General features: G+C 69.3%; 20 protein-coding genes and 1 tRNA gene. 4 read left to right on the top strand and 17 right to left on the bottom strand.

Annotation, left to right across the window (positions count from 1 at the left end; translation table 11 throughout):
* Positions 1-556: 556 nt before the first annotated feature.
* Complete coding sequence (locus ABEA67_RS18180; protein WP_345468038.1) at positions 557-1,606, bottom strand: GGDEF domain-containing protein; 1,050 nt, start codon at positions 1,604-1,606, stop codon at positions 557-559.
* Positions 1,607-1,724: 118 nt separating this feature from the next.
* On the opposite strand from ABEA67_RS18180, the gene ABEA67_RS18175 reads away from it, so the two are divergent.
* Positions 1,725-2,045, top strand: coding sequence for a hypothetical protein (locus tag ABEA67_RS18175; RefSeq protein ID WP_345468034.1), 321 nt, complete (start codon positions 1,725-1,727; stop codon positions 2,043-2,045).
* 231 nt (positions 2,046-2,276) lie between these two features.
* On the opposite strand, the gene ABEA67_RS18170 is transcribed toward ABEA67_RS18175, so the two are convergent.
* The 6 genes from ABEA67_RS18170 to ABEA67_RS18145 all read right to left on the bottom strand — a co-directional run bounded on the left by ABEA67_RS18170 (position 2,277) and on the right by ABEA67_RS18145 (position 6,904).
* Positions 2,277-3,179, bottom strand: coding sequence for a hypothetical protein (locus ABEA67_RS18170; RefSeq protein WP_345468032.1), 903 nt, complete (start codon positions 3,177-3,179; stop codon positions 2,277-2,279).
* Positions 3,180-3,304: 125 nt separating this feature from the next.
* On the bottom strand, positions 3,305-4,375 hold the full coding sequence (locus tag ABEA67_RS18165) for an LLM class flavin-dependent oxidoreductase (protein ID WP_345468030.1): 1,071 nt from the start codon (positions 4,373-4,375) through the stop codon (positions 3,305-3,307).
* A 211-nt stretch (positions 4,376-4,586) separates the two neighbouring features.
* Positions 4,587-5,105, bottom strand: a complete 519-nt coding sequence (locus tag ABEA67_RS18160; protein ID WP_345468028.1) for a VIT1/CCC1 transporter family protein — start codon at positions 5,103-5,105, stop codon at positions 4,587-4,589.
* A 300-nt stretch (positions 5,106-5,405) separates the two neighbouring features.
* Positions 5,406-6,170 carry a metallophosphoesterase gene (locus ABEA67_RS18155; RefSeq protein WP_345468026.1) on the bottom strand — a complete coding sequence of 255 codons (765 nt, stop codon included), beginning with the start codon at positions 6,168-6,170 and terminating at the stop codon, positions 5,406-5,408.
* Between the two features lie 37 nt (positions 6,171-6,207).
* Positions 6,208-6,284, bottom strand: a tRNA-Pro gene (locus tag ABEA67_RS18150).
* Between the two features lie 83 nt (positions 6,285-6,367).
* A complete protein-coding gene (locus tag ABEA67_RS18145; RefSeq protein WP_345468024.1) occupies positions 6,368-6,904 on the bottom strand; it encodes a regulatory protein RecX in 537 nt (178 codons plus the stop codon).
* 189 nt (positions 6,905-7,093) lie between these two features.
* Between ABEA67_RS18145 and rpsT the strand changes: the two genes are divergently transcribed.
* The gene (gene rpsT, locus ABEA67_RS18140; RefSeq protein WP_345468022.1) at positions 7,094-7,372 is read left to right on the top strand and encodes a 30S ribosomal protein S20; all 279 of its coding nucleotides are present in this window, start codon (positions 7,094-7,096) and stop codon (positions 7,370-7,372) included.
* 411 nt (positions 7,373-7,783) lie between these two features.
* On the opposite strand, the gene ABEA67_RS18135 is transcribed toward rpsT, so the two are convergent.
* Genes ABEA67_RS18135 through ABEA67_RS18125 form a run of 3 tightly spaced genes read right to left on the bottom strand, consistent with a single transcriptional unit; the run spans position 7,784 to position 9,984 of the window.
* Positions 7,784-8,149 carry a hypothetical protein gene (locus ABEA67_RS18135; RefSeq protein WP_345468021.1) on the bottom strand — a complete coding sequence of 122 codons (366 nt, stop codon included), beginning with the start codon at positions 8,147-8,149 and terminating at the stop codon, positions 7,784-7,786.
* Positions 8,150-8,168: 19 nt separating this feature from the next.
* Positions 8,169-9,656: a MocR-like pyridoxine biosynthesis transcription factor PdxR gene (gene pdxR / locus ABEA67_RS18130; RefSeq protein ID WP_345468018.1), complete on the bottom strand. Its 1,488-nt coding sequence runs from the start codon at positions 9,654-9,656 to the stop codon at positions 8,169-8,171.
* On the bottom strand, positions 9,640-9,984 hold the full coding sequence (locus ABEA67_RS18125) for a hypothetical protein (protein WP_345468016.1): 345 nt from the start codon (positions 9,982-9,984) through the stop codon (positions 9,640-9,642). Before ABEA67_RS18125 ends, pdxR begins: the two co-directional genes overlap by 17 nt.
* Before the next feature lie 100 nt (positions 9,985-10,084).
* On the opposite strand from ABEA67_RS18125, the gene ABEA67_RS18120 reads away from it, so the two are divergent.
* On the top strand, positions 10,085-11,203 hold the full coding sequence (locus ABEA67_RS18120; protein WP_345468015.1) for a GTP pyrophosphokinase: 1,119 nt from the start codon (positions 10,085-10,087) through the stop codon (positions 11,201-11,203).
* A 30-nt stretch (positions 11,204-11,233) separates the two neighbouring features.
* Here the strand turns inward: ABEA67_RS18120 and argC are convergent, their stop codons facing one another.
* The 6 genes from argC to purB all read right to left on the bottom strand — a co-directional run bounded on the left by argC (position 11,234) and on the right by purB (position 18,589).
* Positions 11,234-12,283 (bottom strand): N-acetyl-gamma-glutamyl-phosphate reductase, encoded by a 1,050-nt coding sequence (gene argC, locus ABEA67_RS18115; RefSeq protein ID WP_345468014.1) that lies wholly within the window; start codon positions 12,281-12,283, stop codon positions 11,234-11,236.
* Between the two features lie 67 nt (positions 12,284-12,350).
* Positions 12,351-13,154, bottom strand: a complete 804-nt coding sequence (locus ABEA67_RS18110; protein ID WP_345468012.1) for an NUDIX hydrolase — start codon at positions 13,152-13,154, stop codon at positions 12,351-12,353.
* 17 nt (positions 13,155-13,171) lie between these two features.
* Complete coding sequence (locus ABEA67_RS18105) at positions 13,172-15,196, bottom strand: beta-N-acetylhexosaminidase (RefSeq protein ID WP_345468010.1); 2,025 nt, start codon at positions 15,194-15,196, stop codon at positions 13,172-13,174.
* Complete coding sequence (locus tag ABEA67_RS18100) at positions 15,197-15,730, bottom strand: WapI family immunity protein (protein WP_345468008.1); 534 nt, start codon at positions 15,728-15,730, stop codon at positions 15,197-15,199.
* 78 nt (positions 15,731-15,808) lie between these two features.
* Positions 15,809-17,038, bottom strand: a complete 1,230-nt coding sequence (locus tag ABEA67_RS18095; protein WP_345468006.1) for an ABC transporter substrate-binding protein — start codon at positions 17,036-17,038, stop codon at positions 15,809-15,811.
* Between the two features lie 243 nt (positions 17,039-17,281).
* A complete protein-coding gene (purB, locus tag ABEA67_RS18090) occupies positions 17,282-18,589 on the bottom strand; it encodes an adenylosuccinate lyase (RefSeq protein ID WP_345468004.1) in 1,308 nt (435 codons plus the stop codon).
* Positions 18,590-18,711: 122 nt separating this feature from the next.
* On the opposite strand from purB, the gene ABEA67_RS18085 reads away from it, so the two are divergent.
* Positions 18,712-19,314 (top strand): tetratricopeptide repeat protein, encoded by a 603-nt coding sequence (locus ABEA67_RS18085; RefSeq protein ID WP_345468002.1) that lies wholly within the window; start codon positions 18,712-18,714, stop codon positions 19,312-19,314.
* A gap of 107 nt (positions 19,315-19,421) precedes the next feature.
* Here ABEA67_RS18085 and ABEA67_RS18080 read toward each other — a convergent pair whose 3' ends face one another.
* Positions 19,422-20,087 (bottom strand): hypothetical protein, encoded by a 666-nt coding sequence (locus ABEA67_RS18080; protein WP_345468001.1) that lies wholly within the window; start codon positions 20,085-20,087, stop codon positions 19,422-19,424.
* Positions 20,088-20,100 lie beyond the last annotated feature (13 nt).

The following is a 20,100-nucleotide window of genomic DNA, read 5'->3' as shown; positions in this document are numbered from 1 at the left end:
ACCCTGGCGCTAATGACGGTCATGCCAGAGGTGTATTTAAACCGGCTTCTTCGAACGCTCAGCAAAAACGAGGAATTCTTTCGCCAGCACGGCTATTCGCTCCACTATGCAAGGTGCAACTCCTGAGTTAAACCGGATGTATTGCCGTCCTGGGTGCGGAAGAACAGCAAGAAAGTTGAAGCTCCAGGAAAAGTAGACGGGCAAAAGTGCCACAATGGTGCCACAACTGCTCTCGGAACCTGACGGATGAGGCCAGATGTGCGGAGAGAATAACCAAGAATTTTCGTTCCTAGACGCATAACTCAGTAGAAGAAAGGATGAAGCAGAACAGGGATAGGGCAACTTTTAATCAGCGGGTTGTAGGTTCAAGTCCTACACGTCCCACCACAGAAAAACCTCGGTTCAGCCGGGGTTCTTTCGTTTTTACCTCTTCCTGCCTCGTCCTGATTCGCCGGGTTCCTCCCCTGTTCTGACCCCAAAACGTTGTTTCGCCTTGCGCCCACGCTTCGGCTTTTCGGGGGCGGCGAAGGGGAAGACTGTTTCCACCAGGCGCACCTCAGGACGCGGCCATCACCCGGTTGCGCCCGGCCCGTTTGGCCTGGTACAGCAGGGCGTCCGCGCGGCGCACAGTTTCAGCCGGTTCGCTCCCGCAGGGTGTGAGGCCGACGGAGATGGTGATGCTCAGGTCGGGCCGCCCCACCCGCTGGGCGAGTTGGGCCTGCACCCTGGCGCGCAGGCGTTCGGCCACCACCTCCGCCCCCGCCGGGGAGGTCTGTTGCAGCAGCACGCCGAACTCCTCGCCGCCCACACGGTAGACCCGGTCGGTGCCCCGGACGCCTTCCTGAAGCAGGCCCGCGAGTTCGCGCAGCACCTGATCCCCGAACGGGTGACCGTAGCTGTCGTTGATGTGCTTGAAGTGGTCGAGGTCCAGCAGCAGCAGAAAGGCGTTGCTCTCCAGGTTCAGCGTGGGTAGGTCCTCGTCGAAGCGGCGGCGGTTGTGGAGGCTGGTCAGGGCGTCGAGGTAGGCGATGTCCTGAAGCGTGCTGGTATGCCCGACGGTGCTGAAGCGCAGGCTGATCACGCCGAAGGCGACGAGGGCCGCGAGGCTCTGGAGACCGACCAGCAGCAGATAGGTGCTTCTGAACAGCTGGGAGCCGGAACCGGGAACTGCCAGCAGGCTGAGGTTCGAGCACGCGAAGACCGTGAAGGGGACCCAGACGTCCTGCCAGGTCAGCCGGTTGCGGGCAAAGCGGCGGTGCAGGGCGCTGGCCAGCAGGGCCACCAGGACAATGGACAGGACCCCCGCCGGTGCGCCCGCGCCGCCCATCCACAGCCGGTACACCATGATGGGCAGGGCTACCCCCAGCGCGGGCAGGAGGCCGCCGAACAGGCCCGCCAGCAGGACCGGCACACTCCGGAAATCCACCCGCACCCCCTCGCCCAGCGGTACCCCGTACAACACCAGGACAATTCCCGCCGACGCGCTGATCAGGTAGCGCAGCAGACGCCGCAACAGGTGGTGTCGGTCATCGCCCGTGAAGGTCAGGCTCCCCGCACTGGTAAACGTCACCAGGATGCAGAAGTTGACGAAAAAGGCCGACAGCATGCGCCCATACAGGGTACGAATCTCCGGCTGACACCGCTCTTACCGCAGGGAACTGCCCGGGCTTGTGTTCGGCTTCATACAGGTGGTCCCACAAGCAGGAGGGCCGTAGCATGCCGTCATGACCCACAGGACCGATGAACTGGCCCACCTCGTCGCGCAGGTCTTGCCCCTTCAGGTGTCCCCGCCCGGGCCGGGGCAGCAAAGTCCCGTCTGGCACGTGCCCGATGAAGACCCCCGGCGGGTGGAGGCCGTCCTCGCCCTGGCCGAGGTGGCCCGGCAGCAGCCCGAGCAGGTCCGGCAGGCCATCACGGCATACCGGCAGCAGTACGGGCAGACCTACCCCCAGCAGCCCGTCCAGCTGACCTGGACCGAGGGAACGCCCCAGCCCGCCCTGTTCCCCCTGGCCGAGATGATGCTGGAGATGCAGGACCAGGGCTGAGCCGCAGCCCAGGCGCAAGCCAACCAAACGCGAGCCAAAAAAAGAGGGAAGCCTTCAAGCTTCCCTCTGCTGTTCAGGGGAACGGATTTGCCCCGTGCCCCCTGCTCGCGCGCCCGTCTTTGATCTTCGAGGTGGACGCCACCCTCAAGTGCTGTGGATTGCACGGCTTCGTCAAGCCAGAAATAAGAGTGTACAGGGTCTTTGCGAAAAAAGCAAGCCCCGCAGGGTGGCTCAGCGCCCCTCGCGGGCCTCGGTCAGCAGGCCGGCGGTGATAGCGAGGGCCGCGGGGCCGAGGGGGCTGGTGGTCACGCCCAGCAGGAGGCCGAGTTTGTCACGCCGGGCGCTGCTGAGATAGCTCCAGCGTTCCAGGTCCTGGCGGTGGGTGCGGGCGGCCTCGTCGCGGAGGTAGCGCACCGCCCCGTCGTAGTATCCGGCCTGGAAGGCGGCGCGGGCGCGTTTTTCCTGTTCCAGCAGCCCCAGGCCGCGCGTGGCCAGCAGCACGCGCCGGGCTTCCGCCTCCCCACCGAAGCCGTAGAGGCTGTCGAGGTGGTAAATCGCCTTGGGAAAGCGCAGCCCGGCCGAGGCCCGCCAGGCGTGGGGCAGGCGAATCTCGAACTCCGGCCAGCCGTGAATATGGGTCAGCAGCGCCGGGTACAGCAGGTCCACCGCCACCGCGCGCGCCTCGGCCAGCGCCAGAAGCTGCTCCTGCGCGCCGTGGCCGGGGCCGGTGAAGTGGTGACGGGCAGCTTCCAGGCGGGCGGCGGCCTGGTTGAGCAGGTCCTCGCGGTGGGCAGCCAGGCGTTCCTCGTTCAGGTTCCAGAGGGTGCGCTGGATGCGCCCGTAGTGTCCCGTCGGGTCGTACACCACGCGGCTGGTGGCGAGCAGGGCGATCGGGGCCTCCTCGCGTGCCGTGTCCCAGTCGCGCCAGGTTTCCAGTTTCTCATAGGGGTAGCGCTGCACGGTCACGCCCGCCCGCGTCTCGGTGTGGGGCGAGAGCAGGCCGCGCTCGAAGCTCACCAGGGTCGGCTGGCTGCCCACCCAGGCTTCCTCGGTGCCGTAGCTCCCCGCCTGGGCGACGGCGCGCACCTTGCGGTCCGCCACCAGCCGGTCCTGTATTTTTTCCGGGTCCTGCAAATGTGCCTCCAGGGTTCAGGATAGCGGGAAGGGGGAGAAGATGGGGGGCGGGACGCGGGACGCGGTGCGCGGGAACGGCTCCTTTCCTGCGTCCCGCGCACCGCGCACTGCATACAAAAGAACGCCTACGCCGTCTGAAACGCCCCCTCCACCGTCCCCCGCAGCCCCAGCGCCTCCGCCACCAGCGCGTAGGACCGCCGCCGCACCGCCGCGTCAGGCAGCAGCGTGGTGAGCATCAGCTCGTCGGCCCCGGTCTGTTCCGCCAGGGCCAGCAGGCGTGTCCGGACGGCCTCCGGGTCACCCACGATGACCCGCTCGCGTGAGGCGGCCACCTGTGCCCGCTCGTGCGGCGTGTAGGGGTAGGCCTTTGCCTCGGCCACCGTGGGAAAGGGCGCGACCTCGCCGCGCGTGAGCCGCAGGAACATCAGGCCCAGGGGGGCGGCGAGGTCCTCGGCCTCCTCGGCCGTCGGCGCGCAGATGACGCTGGAGGCGACGAGGGTGCGGGGTTCCGGAAACGCCTCGGAGGGGCGGAAGGCGGCCCGGTAGGCCCGGATGGCCGCTGCCGCGTCGGTCACGCTGGGGTTGATGTGCTGGGCAAAGGCAAGTCCGGTGCCCAGGGTGGCGGCCGCCCGCGCGCCGTACCCGCTGCTGCTCAGCAGCCACAGCGGCGGAAAGAGGGTGGGCTGGCCCACCGTGTCAGCTGGGGCCGCCGTGACTCCCGCGAAGGGATGGCCCTCCGGGAACCGCCCGGTGCCGTAGGCCAGCAGCTCCGCGAGTTGCCGCTCGAAGGGTTCTTCCAGCAGGCCCGCCGCGCCGCGCAGGGCACGGGCCGTGCGGCCGTCGGTGCCCGGTGCGCGGCCCAGGCCCAGGTCCACCCGCCCCGGCGCGAGGGCCGACAGCAGCCGGTAGGCCTCGGCCACCGCGAGCGGCGCGTGGTTGGGCAGCATCACGCCGCCCGCCCCCAGCCGCAGCCGCGACGTGACCTGCGACAGAGCCGCCAGCACCACGGCGGGCACGCTGGCGGCCAGGGCGCGCATGTTGTGATGCTCCGCGACCCAGTAGCGGTGGTAGCCCAGGCGCTCGGCCTCCTGCGCCAGTGTGAGCGTGTCGCGCAGCGCGGCGGGTGCCCCCTGTCCGGTGGGCACGGGAACGAGGTCCAGCACGGACAGCGGCAGGGGAGAGGCAGGAGCAGACATGGGCGCAGTCTGCGGCGAGGACCCTCAGCGAAAGCGGCAGCCGGTCACGTTGGGGGTCTTACGAATTCCGGTTGAACAGTGATGCAAGAACTGCGAAACCCGACTGGAAGGACTCGTAGAGCTGCGCAGCAGAGCAGGAAAAGGACGGATTCCAGAATGGAGTCAGCCTTCGGCGCTTTCCCGAAGGAGAACCCAATGGCCGGAATCCGTATCAGCCCCCCGCGCCCAGGCGACCCAGCCACACGCCCACGCCGAACACCACCGCGCCGCCCACGATGACCTGAAAGATGGTCTGCCCCAGCGGGCTTCTCATGTACTTCCAGCGAATCAGGGCGATGGCAATCAGCTCGACAATCACGACCACGTAGGCCAGCGTCAGCGCGGCCCGCAGGTCGGGCAGCAGAAAGGGCAGGGTATGAAGCATCCCGCCCAGGATGGTCGCCGCCCCGGTGATCACCCCGCGCCCCAGCGGCGTGCCGCGCCCGCTCACCTTGCCGTCGTCCGAGAGGGCCTCGGCCAGCCCCATGCTGATGCCCGCGCCCAGGCTGGCCGCCAGCCCCACGAAAAAGGCGTCGATGGGCCGCCCCGTCAGCCCCGCCGTGGCGAAGATCGGCGCGAGGGTGCTGACACTACCGTCCATCAGCCCCAGCAGCGCGGGCTGAACCTTCTGGAGCACGAAGGTATGGTCGTGCGGCGCGGCGGCCGTGGGAGTGGGCTGGGGGGAGGACATTGGCCCATCCTACCCTTAATAGGAATTCTTCTCAATAAGATATTCCGATGGGAGAACTGGGGATGGAGGCGGCCAGGGACGTCGAACGGTCAAAAGGTCTGACTGTCGAACGGCTTATACGGAATGAAAATGAGTCCTGGGCATCCAGGAGGCGTGCAAGCTGCCCGGTCGCCCCCTCTCCCCAGCCCTTTCCCGCAGGGGGAGAGGGAACAGGCAAGCCGTCTTGATGTCAGCAAAGCGACTTAATCCCGTATTCCCCCCGTCTGCACAGAGTTTTGCAGCCGTTTGACGGTCATACCGTCAGACGGTTTGACCCTTCCCCTCCCCGGTCTCCAGCAGCAGCCGGGGCCGGAACTTCAGACCGTCCGCCGCCACCAGAAAGGCGGGAATGCCGCCGATGTGGCGCGGCACCCGTTCCGGGTTCACACCGTGCAGGTGGCCGTACACGATCAGGTCGGGCCGGGCCGACTCGATCACCGGGGTCAGGGCGTTGGGCGGATAGGGGGGGCTGGCGGGCGGGTAGTGCAGCATCAGGATCAGGTGGTCGCCGGGTTGCCGCAGCCGGGCGGCGGCCTGCACGCTCAGGCGCAGGCGCTCGGCCTCGCGGTTCAGCAGGCGCTCGTCGTCTTCGCTCAGCGGCTCGTGGCCGGGCGTGAGCCAGCCGCGCGTGCCGCACACCACCACGTTGCCGAAGCGCAGCGCGTCGTTCTGGAGGGCGTACATGCCGGGGGGCAGGGCGGCGCGCAGCTTGCCGGCCCCCGTCCACCAGTAGTCGTGGTTGCCGCGCAGCAGCACCTTGGTGCCCGGCAGCGCCGCCACCGGGGCCAGATCCACCAGCGCGTCGGGCAGCCGCATCGCCCAGGAGAGGTCGCCGGGCAGCAGCACCAGGTCCTCGGGGCGCACCTCCTCGCGCCAGCGCTCGAAAATCAGCTCCGGGTGCCCGGCCCAGTTCGGCCCGAAGACCGTCATCGGCTTGGGCGTCACGGTGGCGAGGTGCAGGTCGGCGATGGCGAACACGCGCATAGGGTCACTCCCGGTGGTCAGGAAAAAGGAAGGGGCCGCCATGAAAAAAGCCTCCCGCCAAGAGGGGAGGCTTCCTGCGTGGTCGGGGCGAGAGGATTCGAACCTCCGACCCCTTCGTCCCGAACGAAGTGCGCTACCAGGCTGCGCTACGCCCCGATCAACCACGGCTCCAGGCAGGTGCTGTCGCCTGCTTCCAGTGCGTGGGGTAGTCTACGCGGCCCCCTGGGGGGTGTCAAGCGTCACTCGGGGTCGGGAAAGTCCTCCCCCGGAGCCTCCCCGGTGTCCGGCAGGTCCTCCGCCCGGCCGCTCATCTCGTGGATGGCCGCCCAGATGGCCGACCCCGCGAAGCCGCGCCGGGCCAGGAAGGCGTAGGCACTGGCGCGCGGGTCGCGCTTGCGGGCCAGGCTGGGCCAGCGGCGCTCCAGCAGGGCCAGGGCGTCGGCCTGTTCCTCTCCGGGGTCGCGGGCGGCGAGTGTTTCCGCTATCAGGCCTTCCTCCACGCCCCGGCGTTTGAGGGTCTGGCGCACGCGAAAGCCCCCCACGCCCCGGCGGCTGTTCTCGGCGCGCGCCACGCCCTCGTCGTTCTGGTAGCCCAGTTCCTGCACGCGGGCCAGCACCTCCTCGGCCAGCGCCCGGTCCTCGGTGCGGCGCAGGAGGCGGGTGCGCAGCTCGGCCTCGGTCAGCGCGCGGCCCGAGAGCGCCCGGAAGGCGTAGGCGAGCAGGTCGTCGCGGGCCTTCTGGCGTTCTTCCGGGGTCCTTGCTCCTTCGGCGGTCACGTGCCCAGTATGCCGCTTGCGCGGCCCGGCCTGGCCCGCTACACTGGGCAGGTTGCCTTTTTTAGAGAAAGAGGCGGCCACGCCCCGCGAAACGCGGCCCGCGTGCGCGCTGGTGGCCCGGCGCATCGAGTTCCCCCCTCAGAAGGGGGTGGGAACCGCCCCGCAAAGGCGGGAGAAAGAGAGAATCACATGGCCCTTCGTCACAAGTCCGCCCAGAAGCGTCACCGCCAGAGCCTCAAGCGCCGCCTGATCAACCGCAGCCGCAAGAGCACCATCAAGACCTTCAGCAAGAAGGCCGTCGCTGCCGCGCAGACGGGTGCCGAGAACGCCGCCGAGGCCCAGAGCAAGGCCGAGAGCCTGATCGACAAGGCTGCCAAGGGCAGCACCCTGCACAAGAACGCCGCCGCCCGCAAGAAGAGCCGTCTGGCGAAGGCCCTGAACAAGGCCCGCGCCGCGCAGCAGGCGTAAGCGAAACAGCAATCAGAGGGAGGCCGTCTCCAGGTGGGGCGGCCTCTCTCCGTTTGTGGTGGTTACTAGCTGCCTGATGTGTTGTTTTTTGGGGGCAGGGCATCTTGTAGCGAGCTTCCCCCCGCCCCCCCAGCCCCCCTACCCCCACCGGGGGGCAGGGGGGAGCTTTTCGCTGCGCTCGGCAAGGGGGTTCCGGGCGTTGGAAGGAGGGACAGGCTTCGCCCCGGTTTCCCGCTGGTCGCTCTGCCTGGCCCGCCGGGCGGCCTCGGGCCTGGTGGCCCGAACGGCTCGTCTTCCAGGCTCGTGTGCTTGCAGGGTGGGACGTGGGCATCCGCTCCAAAGTTGAAAAGACGGGGGAGAGGGGGGCTTTGGCTTCTGGTGCTCTGGCGGAGGTGGCAGGTGCAGTTTGCTCTACTCGCGTGTTTCCGTCAGGTTCATGGTGCCGGTGTAGTGGTCGAAGTCCACCAGCAGGCGGTAGAGGCCGGGCTGACCGCTGCCGCGGAGGTTGAGGGACCAGGTGCCGCGGGGGCAGCTTTGCCCGGCAATCTGGGTGCCGTCGGGGGCGAGCAGGCGCAGGGTGGCGTGGCCGCTGCGGGCGGTGCAGGTGCCGGTGACGCCCACGCTCTTGCCGTCCTCGTAGAGCTGGAAGGTGTACCGGTTCTGGCCCTGGGCGTTCAGGAGTTGCGTGGGGGTCAGGGTGACGTAGCCCAGCCGCAGGCCGAACGTGACGTACAGCAGCAGGACCGCGGCGGCCAGGGCAAGGAGCAGGAGGCGCATCACCGTAGTGTAACGCGGGTTACGTAGGGCTGCCGCCGGATTCCTCCCACTGAGGGGAAGGGCTGAACGCCTGGGCGAGCCGCGCCACCCCTTCCCGCAGCCGTTCGGGTGGCAGGTGGGCGAAGGCGAGCAGCACGGCGGGCGGACGCGGCCCCTGGGCGAGCGGCGCGGCGGGCGTCAGGGCCACGCCGGCGTGGGCGGCCACCGCCACCACTTCCTCCTCGGACAGGCCGGGGGGCAGGGTGACGTGGACATGCAGGCCCGCGCGGGCAGGCGTGACCGGCCAGGTGGGGAGCCGGGCCGCCAGGGCCGCGAGCAGCACCTCATGCCGGTGGCGGATGCTCTGGCGGGCGCGGCGCAGGTGGCGGGCGTAGGCCCCCGAGGCCAGCACGTCGGCCAGGGCCAGGGCGTCCAGCGTGGCGGGGGCGCGGTCGGTCAGGGGGCGGGTCCCGGCCAGCACGCGAATCACCGGCTCGGGCGCGACCAGGTACCCGCTGCGCGTGACCGGCGCGAGGCTCTTGCTGAAGGTGCCCAGCAGCACCACCCGCTCGGGCGCGAGGCCCTGGAGGGCCGCCGGGGGCCGCGCCCCGTGGTGCAGGTCGGCGGCGTAATCGTCTTCCAGGACGAAGGCCCCCGTGCGGCGTGCCCAGGCCACCACCTCGCCCTGCCGCGCGGCGGGCAGCGCCACGGTGGTCGGGTACTGCGCCCCCGGCGTGAGGTACAGCAGGGTCGCCCGCGCGGGGAGGGCTGCCGGATCCAGCCCCCCGGCATCCACCGGCACCGGGCAGAGGGTGGCCCCGGTCGCGCCCAGCGCCGCCCGCGCGCCCGGATAGGTAGGGTCCTCGATGGCCGCCACCCGGCCCTCTTCCAGAAAGACGCGGGCCAGGGCGTCCAGCGAGGCCTGGGTGCCGCCCGTCAGCATCACCATGTCGGGCGTGACCCGCGCGCCCCGCTCGGCATTGAGGTAGGCGGCCAGGGCGCGGCGGGTGTCCAGCGGCCCCAGTTCGGCGTGCGGGTCGGGTGGGGGGGCGGTCGCCTGCCTGGCCCGCCGCACCAGGGCCTGTGCCCATGCCCCCGCCGGGTACAGGTCGGGCACGGGCTGGCCCACCCGGAAGTCCACCGCGTAGCCCCCGCCCGCGTCGGGCACGTGGCCTGCCAGCGCGCGGGTGGCCCAGGCACTCAGGGGGAGGGGCGGGGCGGCGGCGGGTGCGGGCGGCGCACCAGGGACGGCCACGCGGGTGCCGCTGCGGGCGCTGGCCTGCACGTACCCCTCGGCCTCCAGCTGCGCCAGGGCGTCCACCAGCGTGTTGCGTGACACGCCCAGGCGCGCGGCCAGGCTCCGGTGGCCGGGCAGGCGGGTGCCGGCGGGGAGGGTGCCCTCCAGAATTGCCCCCCGCAGCGTGCGGGCCACCCGGCTGTGCAGCGCCTCGCCCGGCAGCGCGGGCCGCAGCCCGGTCAGGGGGCTGGGCTGCCCTTCCGGGGCCAGCTCCTCAGCGGGTGAACTCACGGGCCAGCCACGCCGGGTCGCCCCCCTCGGTGGCGAGGGCCTGCCCGGCCAGGGTCAGGAAGCGGTCGCGGGCGGCCACGGCGTCGGCGGGGGTCAGGTCGTAGGCCGCCGGGTCGGCCAGCAGGTCGCGCAGGAAGGGAAACACCGGGACATCGGGGTGAACCTCGCCCTGCACGGTCACGTCGGCCCGCCACTTCAGCAGGTAGTCCAGCGCGTAGGGGCCGGGTTCCAGCACGCAGCCGCCCGGGTAGGGAATGCGGCGCGGGGCGGGAAAGGTCACGGCGGGACGGGTCACAGCCGGAGGGGCGGAGGGAGCGGCGTCGTTCATGGGCTACAGGATGCACCAGCCGCGCGTCCGCAATCCCCAAACTTCCCTCAATGCCGCCGGCGCACGGGGTGGCCGCCACGGCCCCTATCATCGTCGCATCATGGAAAGTGCGGCGTTGGTGGAGGCGTACCGGGAGGCGCTGCCGGACTACGAGCAGCTCCGCGACGCGGTGGTGGCCCACGTCACGCGGCTGCTGGAGGGGGCCGGACTGAACATCCACCACGTGACGGGGCGGGTGAAGCGGCCTGCCAGTCTCGCGGACAAGCTGCGGCGCAAGCCGGGGCGCTATGCCTGCCTGGACGACGTGACCGACCTGGTGGGGGTGCGCGTCATCACCTATTTCGAGAAGGACGTGAACGTGGTCGCCCGCCTGATGGAGGACCACCACGTCGTGGACTGGGACAACAGCATCGACAAGTCGCGGATGCACGACCCCGACCGCTTCGGGTATCTGGGCGTGCATTACGTGCTGCGTGCCGAGCCGGACCTGGTGCCGGGGCTGCCCGGCGTGCGCTACGAGGTGCAGATTCGCTCCATCCTCCAGCACGCCTGGGCCGAGATTGAACACGACCTCGGCTACAAGAATCCCCAGGCCGTGCCGCGCGAGGTGCGCCGCCGCTTCTACCGCCTCGCGGGCCTGCTGGAAATGGCCGACGAGGAGTTCATGGCCCTGCACCGCATGGCCCGCGACTACGCCGCCACCCTGCCCCAGCGCATCGCGGAGGAACCCGAGAGCGTCTTTATCGATGCCCAGAGCATGACCTACCTGCTGGGCGCGCCCCCTATCCACGACCTCGACCTGGATCTGGCGGCTGGCCTGCACGTCCCGCTGCTTTCCGGCTGGCCCGACCCGGAGAGGCCCCAGCGTCTCGCCAGCCTGTTGCACCACGTCGGCGTGCGTTCGGTGGGCCTGCTCCAGAAGGAACTGGCCCGCCACCAGGCGGAGGTGCAGCAGTTCGGCGTGGCCCTGCTGCCCCGGCTGCGTGCCCTGTGGTCGCCCGCCGGGGGCCTGCGCCCCGGCAGCAGCGTGGTGCAGTACGCCCTGCTGCGGGCCTGCGCCAACCCCAACTTCGACCCACGCGAGGTCATCAGCCTGCTGGACCTCAGCGACCCCGGCGCGTCGGGGCGCATGGTCCAGACCGTGCGGGAGGTGTACGACCGCACGCTGGGGCCGTCCGCCGGGGAGGGCCAGGCCAGCGGGAACCCTCTGCCCGGTTAGCCGCGCCGGGCGGCGCTCAGGCCTGGGCGTTCAGGCCGGGTGCAGCCCCGCGAACTCCAGCCCCGCCGTCTCCGGCCAGCCGTGCGCGATGTTGAGGCACTGGAGGGCGTGGCCCGCCGTGCCCTTGCCCAGATTGTCGATGGCGCTCATCAGGACCACGCGGCCCGTGTCCATGTCCATCTCGAAGCCCAGGTCGCAGTAGTTGGTGCCGTCGAGCAGCATGGGGTCGGGGTAGCGGTGGATGCCCCGCGCGACCTTCACGATGCGGATGAAGGGTTCCGCGCCGTACACCTCGCGGTAGGCCCCCCACACGTCGCGGTCGCTGTAGCCGTCGGGAATCCAGGCCTGGACCGTGGTGAGGATGCCCCGCACGCGCGGCGTGCTGATGGCGGTGAGGTGCAACGGGAAGCGGCCCGGCAGTTCCTGCTGTGCCTCGGCCGTGTGCCGGTGGCCGACCGGCTTGTAGACGCGCAGGCTGCCCGCCCGCTCGGGGTGGTGGCTGGCCTCGGTGGGACTCGCGCCCGCCGCGCTGCTCCCCACCAGCCCGGTGGCGATGATGTCTTTCGGCAGCAGCACGCCCAGCTTCAGCAGCGGGTACAGCGGCAGAATCACGCTGGTGGCAAAGCACCCCGCGCAGGCGATGCGGGTCGCGCCGCGCAGTTCCTCACGGTGCAGTTCGGGATTGCCGTATACCCACTCTCCCAGCCGGTCGGGCGCGGGGTGGTCCTCGCCGTAGTACTGCCGGTAAAGCTCCGCGTCCTTCAGGCGGAAGTCGGCGGACAGGTCCACGATGACCCGCGCCTTGCCCTCGAACTCGGCCAGGCGCTTCGCTGCGCTCCCGTGCGGCAGGGCCAGCACCAGGATGTCGGCTTCCTCCAGCTCGGCCGCCTTGCGGAACTTGAGATTGGTGCGCCCGCGCAGGTTAGGGTGGATGAGGGCCACCGGCTGCCCGGCGCTGCGCTCGCTGGTCACCTGCGTGACGTTCAGGTGGGGGTGTCCCAGCGCCAGCCGCAGGAACTCGCCCCCCGCGTAGCCGGAGCCGCCGACGATGGCGACAGAAAGTTGCTCAGTCCCAGTCATGCCGCCCAGTACATCACAAATTGCAGGCTGAGGGACAAGTAAGTTTACAAGTGGAAGGAATACAACGTTACTGCTTCCCGTACACCCGCCGAACCACCTCCACGAGGTCCCCATTGACCGGTTCGCCTGTCCCGGCCCGGCCCAGCACCTCGCCCGGTGTCAGCCACTCGCCACCGCTGAAGTCCTCGGGGTTGAGGTCGGGTGTCCCCTCGAAGGGAACCTCATACACGCGGGTGAAACAGCGCAGGTCGGTGGTCAGCGGGTCGAGGTTGGCCGTGACCTGCCAGCCCAGCGCCTCCACGTTCAGATTCAATTCCTCGCGGGCCTCCCGCGCGAAGGCCTCGTTGAACGTCTCGCCGGCCAGGACCAGACCACCCACGCTGAAATCCAGCGCCCCCGGCCAGCGGGTCTTGTGCGCGGCCCGGCGCGGAATGAACAGCCGGCCCGCCCCGTCACGCAGAAAGGCCGTCACGCCCCGCTTGTGTCGCACCCCCTCCGCCTCCGAGCGCCACAGCACCCCAATCACGTCGCCCGCGTCGTTCAGCAGGTCGAGGAGTTCGTCGGTGTCCGGGTCCACGGCGCGCTCCAGCAGGACGCTGTGGTACGTGACGTGCAGGTCGGGCCGTGCCGCCCGCAGCGCCCGCCAGAGCGTGTGGCCCTCGCGCTCGAAGCTGTCCCACTCGCTTTCCGCGTCCCGCAGGAAGGCGGCCCGCATGGGCAGCGGCGAGGCCGGGTCCGCGCGGTTCAGCGTCGAGTCGAGGGCGTCGGCCCAGGCCAGCAGCCGCGCGGTCAACTCCGGCGGGAGCAGCAGCGTCAGCGGGTCCACGTTCTCGCCGCGCGACCACAGCGGAAAGCAGCCGGAGTCCGCCATCAGGCGCAGCGGGCGCGTTATTTGCCGCCCCCGATCAGGGTCAGGCCGATCAGGGTGGGGTTCGCGCCCTTGCCCTCGCTGACCAGGGTCACGCTCTGAATCGCCACGCCCGGTTTGGGGTTCTTCCACTCCAGCACGGGCACGTTCACGTCCAGCCCGTCGCGCGTCTTGCCGACCCAGCCGGGCGCGGCGATCATGCTGCTGGGCAGGGTGTCGGTCCAGGCGCGGATGTGCCGCCCGTATTCGAGGGGCTGGTTCAGCACCGTGCCGTCGGCGTAGCGGATTTCGTAGCGCCCGACCACCTCGCGGTTGGTGGGGGCGGGCCAGCCGGTCGTGTGCAGGAAGGCCAGAGCGTCCGCCTTGCGCCCCAGCTCGACCGTCACGCGCTCAGGCAGTTCTTTCGCTGCCGCCCGGTTGCCGCGCAGCATCACCGCGCCGCGCACGTCGAAGCGGTAGTCCCCGACCCGCACGTTGCCGCTGCCCAGGTTCCGCAGGTCGGTGTCCGGCCCCTTCCCGATCCAGCCCTTCTCATCGTTGTCGGTGAGGGTGCGCGTGACCAGCGGCGCGAGGTTGACGAGGCTGCCCGCCGCCTGCGCGTAGGCGTTCGGCGCGTAGAGGTCGCGGTAGAGGGCGTCCGCGTTCGCCACGGGCCGGCCCGCCGGATTCCAGAAGCTCGCCCCGGCCCGCACCAGCGCCACGCCCTGCTCGGCCATGCCGTCCCAGATGCTCGGGTTGCCGAAGTACCCCGACCAGCGCGTCTGAATCATGCCCAGTGCCCCGGCCTGCGCGGCGGCCCTCGCCAGGCCTTCCGCGTTGCCCGGCTCGGCCCAGGAGGCCCCCAGCACCGGAAACCCCAGCGCCTTGATACGGCCCAGCGTGCCCGTGTTCGTGTCCGCCGTGTAGTTCCAGTACGCGACCTGAATATCCTTCGGCAGTTTGGCGGGCAGGGTCCCGATCACGCTGTCGGAAAAGGCCGCGTCGTGCCAGATCATCGTGCCCACGTTCTGCGTCTTGAGGAAGTCGTGCAACTTCACGGTGTCGTCCACGAAGAGTTTCTCGAAGCCCGCCGCCTTGCCGTTTGCGCGGGCGGGGAAGCGGTCGCGGTTGCGGACCTCGTCGTGGCCGATGTGAATGACCTTCGGCTGGAAGACCTCGACGGCCTCGCGCAACACCGGGAAGACGACCCGCTCGTAGGTCTGCGGATTGAGCGTGTCGTAGGCGAAGGGATTCTGCGAGTCGGGGTCCTGCACCAGATCGAGGTTCTTGCCTCCCTGGAACATCCAGCCCGTGTGCCCCAGCGTCTCGATCAGCGGGATGACTTCCAGCCCATGCTCTCGCGCGAGCCGCGCCACCCGTGCCGCCTCCGCCTTTGTCGCGCCGCCAGGGTGTGCCCAGCCGCCCGCCCGCGCCACGTCCCACTGCACGTAGTCGCTCATGAGCAGGACCGCGTTGTACTTGAGCTGGGCCAGCAGCGGAATCAGGCGGTCGTTGACGGGCTGGCTGGTCGAATCGAGGTACAGCATCGCCACCCGCTGCCCCAGCGCGGGGGCGTCCTGAATGCGGGCAAAGCGCAGGCCCTGGGGCGTGAGCAGTTGCCGCAGCGTCTGTGCGCCGTGGTACGCGCCCAGGGCGTCGGCCCCTACCACATACGCGCCCGTCCTGTCCACCCACAGCGCGTAGCCCTCGGGCGTTTCGGTATACAGGCCCGCCGCCCGCGCTTTTGCCGCCAGCGCCGCATCCGCCCGCGTGCCGAGGGTAATGGGCGTCCGGCCACCGTCGGGGAGGCTGGCCCCCAGCCGCGTCTGCCAAGACTCGCGCAGGTCACGGATGGCCCAGCCCAGCTCGGGGGCGTTGCCGACCACCTTCACGCCCAGGCCCGCCAGCGGCAGCGTTCCAGCAGGAAACTCCGCTTTCTGCGGCTGTGGCACGAGGTCGGCGCGGGGGGCGGTCAGCCGCGCGTCGGGGACGGGCGTGACGGTGAGGGGCGCGGCGAGGGCGGGGGAGAGGAGCAGGGCAGACAGGGCAAGCAGGTAGGGGCGCATTCAGTCTCCTTGAGGTTGAGAGGAGGAGCGGTGGGGGAGGCCCGCGCGAACGGGAAACAGGGTGAGGGCTTCGGTGAGTGCAGCGGCCGCCTGCTGAAGGTCGGCAGCATCAGCGGGAAAGTCGAGCCAGGCTTCGGCCGGGTCGTTGTCCAGCTTCATGGCGTCCAGCTCCTTGACGAAGGGCGGGAGGAACTCGGCGGCGAGATAAACGCGCAGGGTGAGGGCCTCTCCACCCAGTGAACCCGACAGGGCTTCCAGACTCAGATTTGGTTCGGTGAAAAAGATGCGGCTGGTCAGCCTTCCCGAACGCCAGGTTCTGAACACCTCCGCCTGGGCCGCGACCTGATGCAGCCACTCGGTCAGCCACTGAACCTCAAAGGTGAGCAGGGCCGGGTCAACCTTTTCCCAGCGCTCCCCGCCGTGCACCAGCACGAGGCGGATCTTCAGCCAGTCGGAAGCCTCGTTCTCAGACTTGGGGAACTGGTAGCCCACAAGGTCCAGTTCAAACGTCAGCTTCCAGCCCTTCAGACGCATCCTGTCACCTGGCCTCGCCAAAAGCAGCAGGAAGGGGATGCCCGGTTCGCGCCCGGACACCCCCTCCGCTGGCCTGCTTCAGAGGCTCGCGTTCCACGCCTTCACGATGTCGTCCAGCGCCTGCTTGGCGCTCTTCTGCCCGGCCATCGCCGACTCGATGTTGTCCTTGAAGACCTTGTTCAGCTTGGAGGCGTCGGGGTAGACCAGCGTGAGGTCGCGGGCCTTTTTCAGCTCGGTCGAGCTGACCAGCTTGCCCTGGTCGATGGCGTTTTGCCCGCCCTGCTTGAAGAACTTGTCGGTGCTGGCCTTGACCGTGCTGGGGAAGGTGGTCTTGGTGACGCGCGAGAACTGAAGCTGATTCACGTCGTTCGTCAGGAACAGCGCGAGCTTCTGCGCCAGCGCCTTGTCCTTGACGCCCTTGGGCACCGTGAAGCCCATCAGCGGCGTGTGAATCACGTTCCCCGCGAGGTTGATGGGGTAGGGCGCGACCTTCGTCACGTCGTAGATGGCCTTGTTATCGTTCGCCACGCGCAGGATGAACTGCGGCCCGGTGATCAGCATCCCCAGTTTGCCCGCCGAGTACAGCTCAGTGGCGGCGGTAAAGCCCCGGCGCATGGTGTCTTCCGGGATGTAGCCCTTCTTGTAGAGGTCCACGTAGCCTTGCAGCAGCTTGACGTGTTCGGGGCTGTTGAACACCGCCTTGCCGCCCTTCTTGTCGAAGATGGGCAGGCCCGCTTCCTGAAACAGCACCAGCATGTTCAGGTTGTTGATGTTGGGCATGAAGCCGTACAGCCCGGTCTTGTCCTTGATCTGCCGGGCGGCGGCGATCATGGTCTGGAGGGTGCGTGGCGGGTTGTTAGGGTCCAGGCCCGCCTTGCGGAAGATCTCGGTGTTGTAGGCCACGACCTTGGGTGCCCAGTACCACGGCAGGCCCATCACCTTGCCGTCGAAGGTGAAGGTATTCAGCGGCGAGGCGAAATACACCTTCTTCTGCGTGTCGGTCAGCGTCAGGGGTTCCAGCGCGCCCTGATCCACCATCTTCACGACCATGTCGGAGGCGAGGTTGACGGCGGCGGGCGGGCGGCCCGAGGCGATGGCGGCCAGCAGCTTCTGCTCGATGGCGGAGGCGGGCACGTCCACCCACTTCAGGTCCACGTTCGGATTTTCCTTCTCGAACTGCGCCACCAGTCGGTTCATCTCCTCGTTGAACAGGGGCGCGAGGGCAATCGTCCAGAACTCCAGCTGCGTCTTCTGGGCGCTGGCGCTGCCCAGGGTCAGCAGGGCGGCGGCAATCAGGAACTTCTTCATGGGAACTCCTTGAGGCGGGGTTGAGGATGTGGTCTGAACTGTAGCGTGACGAAGCTGAAGCCGTCTGAGAGGTGGGCGGCTCCGTCTCATGCAGGGGACCAGCCTGCTTATACGGATTCCGTCCAATTCCTGAACAGTCGGGAGGGCACCGTCTGTTCATCCATCTCCCGAAATCCGCCCTTGTTCCTTCTCCCTCTGGTCGGATTTCCGGGTGTTTTCAACACCCTTCAATCGGAAGCAGTATTACAGCCCGAAGCGGGCGTAGATGTCGTCCACGTGCCGCAGGTACCACTGGAGGTCGAAGGCGGCGTCCAGTTCCGCCTCGCTCAGCGGGTTGTCCGCGTCGGCTTTCAGCAGGTCGCGCAGGCCCTCGCCGGTCTCCCAGCTTCGCAGGGCATTGCGCTGCACCAGGTCGTAGGCGGCCTCGCGACTCAGGCCCTTCTCGTCGATCAGGGCGTGCAGCACGCGCTGGCTGAAGACCAGGCCGCCCAGGTCGTTGAGGTTGCGCAGCATCCGCTCGGGGAACACCACCAGGTCACGCAGCACACCCGTCAGGCGGCGGGTAGCGTAACTCGCGGCCGAGGTGGCGTCAGGCAGAATCACCCGCTCGGCGCTGGAGTGGCTGATATCGCGCTCGTGCCACAGGGCTACGTTTTCCAGCCCCGTGACCAGAAAGCCGCGCAGCAGCCGCGCGAAGCCCGTCACGTTCTCGGTCAGGATGGGGTTTTTCTTGTGTGGCATCGAGGAGCTGCCGGTCTGCCCCTTTCCGAACGGCTCCATCGCCTCGCGCACCTCGCTGCGCTGGAGGTGGCGAATCTCGACCGCAATTTTTTCCAGCGTGGTGCCCAGAATCGCCAGCGCGGCCAGCACCTCGGCGTGGCGGTCGCGGGCCAGCGTCTGGTTGGTGACGGGCGCGGCCTGCCAGCCCCAGGCGGCGGCGACCTCCTCCTCGATGCGGGGCGAGACGTGCGCGTAGGTGCCCACCGACCCCGACAGCATCACCACGCGGATGCGCCCCCGGGCGGCGGCCAGGCGTTCCAGGTCGCGGTCCAGCGTCGCCATCCAGTTCAGGAACTTCAGGCCAAAGGTCATCGGCTCGGCGTGGATGCCGTGCGTGCGGCCCACGGTGGGCGTGTGCTTGTGCGCGGCGGCCTGCGTGCGGCACACCTCGCGCAGCGCCCGCACGTCCGCCTCGATGAGGCCCAGCGCCTCGTCCAGCAGCAGGTTCTGGGCGGTGTCCACCACGTCCGTGCTCGTCAGCCCGTGGTGAATGAAGCGGGCCTCCTCGCCGTAGCGCTCGGTCAGCGCGCGGGTAAAGGCCACGATGTCGTGGCGGGTGACGGCTTCAATCTCGGCCACCTTCTGCGCGAAGGCCTCGTCGAGCGGGTCGGCCTTCGCCCGCTCGGTCAGCACGTTGAAGGCCGACCGGGGCACCTCGCCGTGGCGGGCCTGCGCCTCCATCGCGGCGAGTTCCACCCGCAGCCAGGCGCGGTACTTGCTGGCCTCGCTCCACAGCACCTTCATCTCGGGGGTCAGGTAACGGTCAATCACGGCGGGCAGCTTAGAGCATTTGTCCAGCGGGTTGCCGGGAGGGAGCGGCCAGCTTCCGGCAGCCCGCAAAAGCGCCTGTACGTATAAGTTTTTCTGCTGCCGGGTGTCCTATCCTGTGGCCCATGTTGGGAGACGTATGGCAGGCCATCGACGAGGGCCGGTTCGCGGATGCGCGGGCGCTGCTGGAGGCCGACCCCGCCCTGCTCGCCTCGGACCCCGGCCAGATGGCGCTGGGGTACGCCCTGGCGCACGAGGGGCAGTTCGACGAGGCGCGGGAGGTCTACGGGAGGCTCCGCGCGGCCCACGCGGGCCAGCCCTGGGAACACGTCCCGCTGCACCAGCTCGGCATGGTCGAGCGCCGGGCCGGGGACCCCGCCGCCGCGCTGCGCCTGTTCGGGGAGGAGCTGGCCCTGATTGAGCGGCTCCCCGAGGACGAGCGCGCCTTCAAGCGGGCCGTGAACGGCTACGAGCTGGGTGTAAACCGGCTCGCGCTGGGTCAGGTCGCGGAAGCCCGCGCCACGCTGGCCGCTGCCCTGGCCGACGCCCAACAGGCCGACGATCCGATGACGCTGGGCTGCGTCCACCGGGCGCTGGGCAATATGGCTGTGCAGACGGGGGACCTGGCTGGGGCGCAGGCCGAGTACGAACAGGCCGCCACCTTTTTCGAGGAAGCAGGCGACGAGCGGGCGGCGGCAGAGGTGCGGGGCAGGCGGGAAGGCCTCTAATACCAACTTGCTCTGATTCCAGAACATCCGGACGAAACACCGGATGTTCTTCCATCGCCGCAAGCCGGTAATTTCTTCTTCTCGCTCCGCTCGGGTTCGTCTACGACTCACCTGAAGTTGGTATAACCCCGGCTCCGCACGCCCACCCACAGCACCCGCGCGCCGGGCATCTTCAGCGCGTCCTGCGGCAGGTACAGGTTCCACAGGCCGTTGAAAGGCACCACGTCCGGCAGGCCCAGCGCACGTTGCAGGGCGTTCTGATAGGTGGAGCAGTCCAGCCCGCCGTCCACGTCCAGCAGGCCCGCCACCCGGTAGGGCGTGCCCTGAAGCCGCGCCGCCTCGGCGCGCAGGGCGGGGAGCTGGTCCTCGCGCACGCCCACGTCCAGCACGATGACCACGTCGCGCGATTCGAGGCGCGAGAGGGGAATGGTCTGGACGCCACCTCGCAGCAGGCTGCCCCCCGTGGGGCCGGGCGCTTCGGTCAGTCGGTCGGGCGTGAGCTTGCGCGAGACGTGGGTGCAGAGGCCCCAGGGCCGCGCGAGCTGCCAGCGCGCCCCACACGCCACAATCAGGCTGCCGACCGGGGCGCGTTCCACCGCCTCCTTGACGCTGACCAGATGTCCGGCTGGCACGACCTGTTCGGTCAGCAGCCGCGCCGCCACCGGCTCATCGTCCGCCGGTCCCTCCCGGAACTGCACCTGCCGGACGCCACCCGGTACGCAGGAGCAGAGGGTCACGGCCAGCAGAAGGGGCGCGAGGGCAGACCGGAACACGTCTCTATTGTGG

The sequence above is a fragment of the Deinococcus carri genome (assembly GCF_039545055.1).
Lineage (GTDB): Bacteria > Deinococcota > Deinococci > Deinococcales > Deinococcaceae > Deinococcus > Deinococcus carri.
This window is presented reverse-complemented; position numbering and strand designations above follow the sequence as displayed.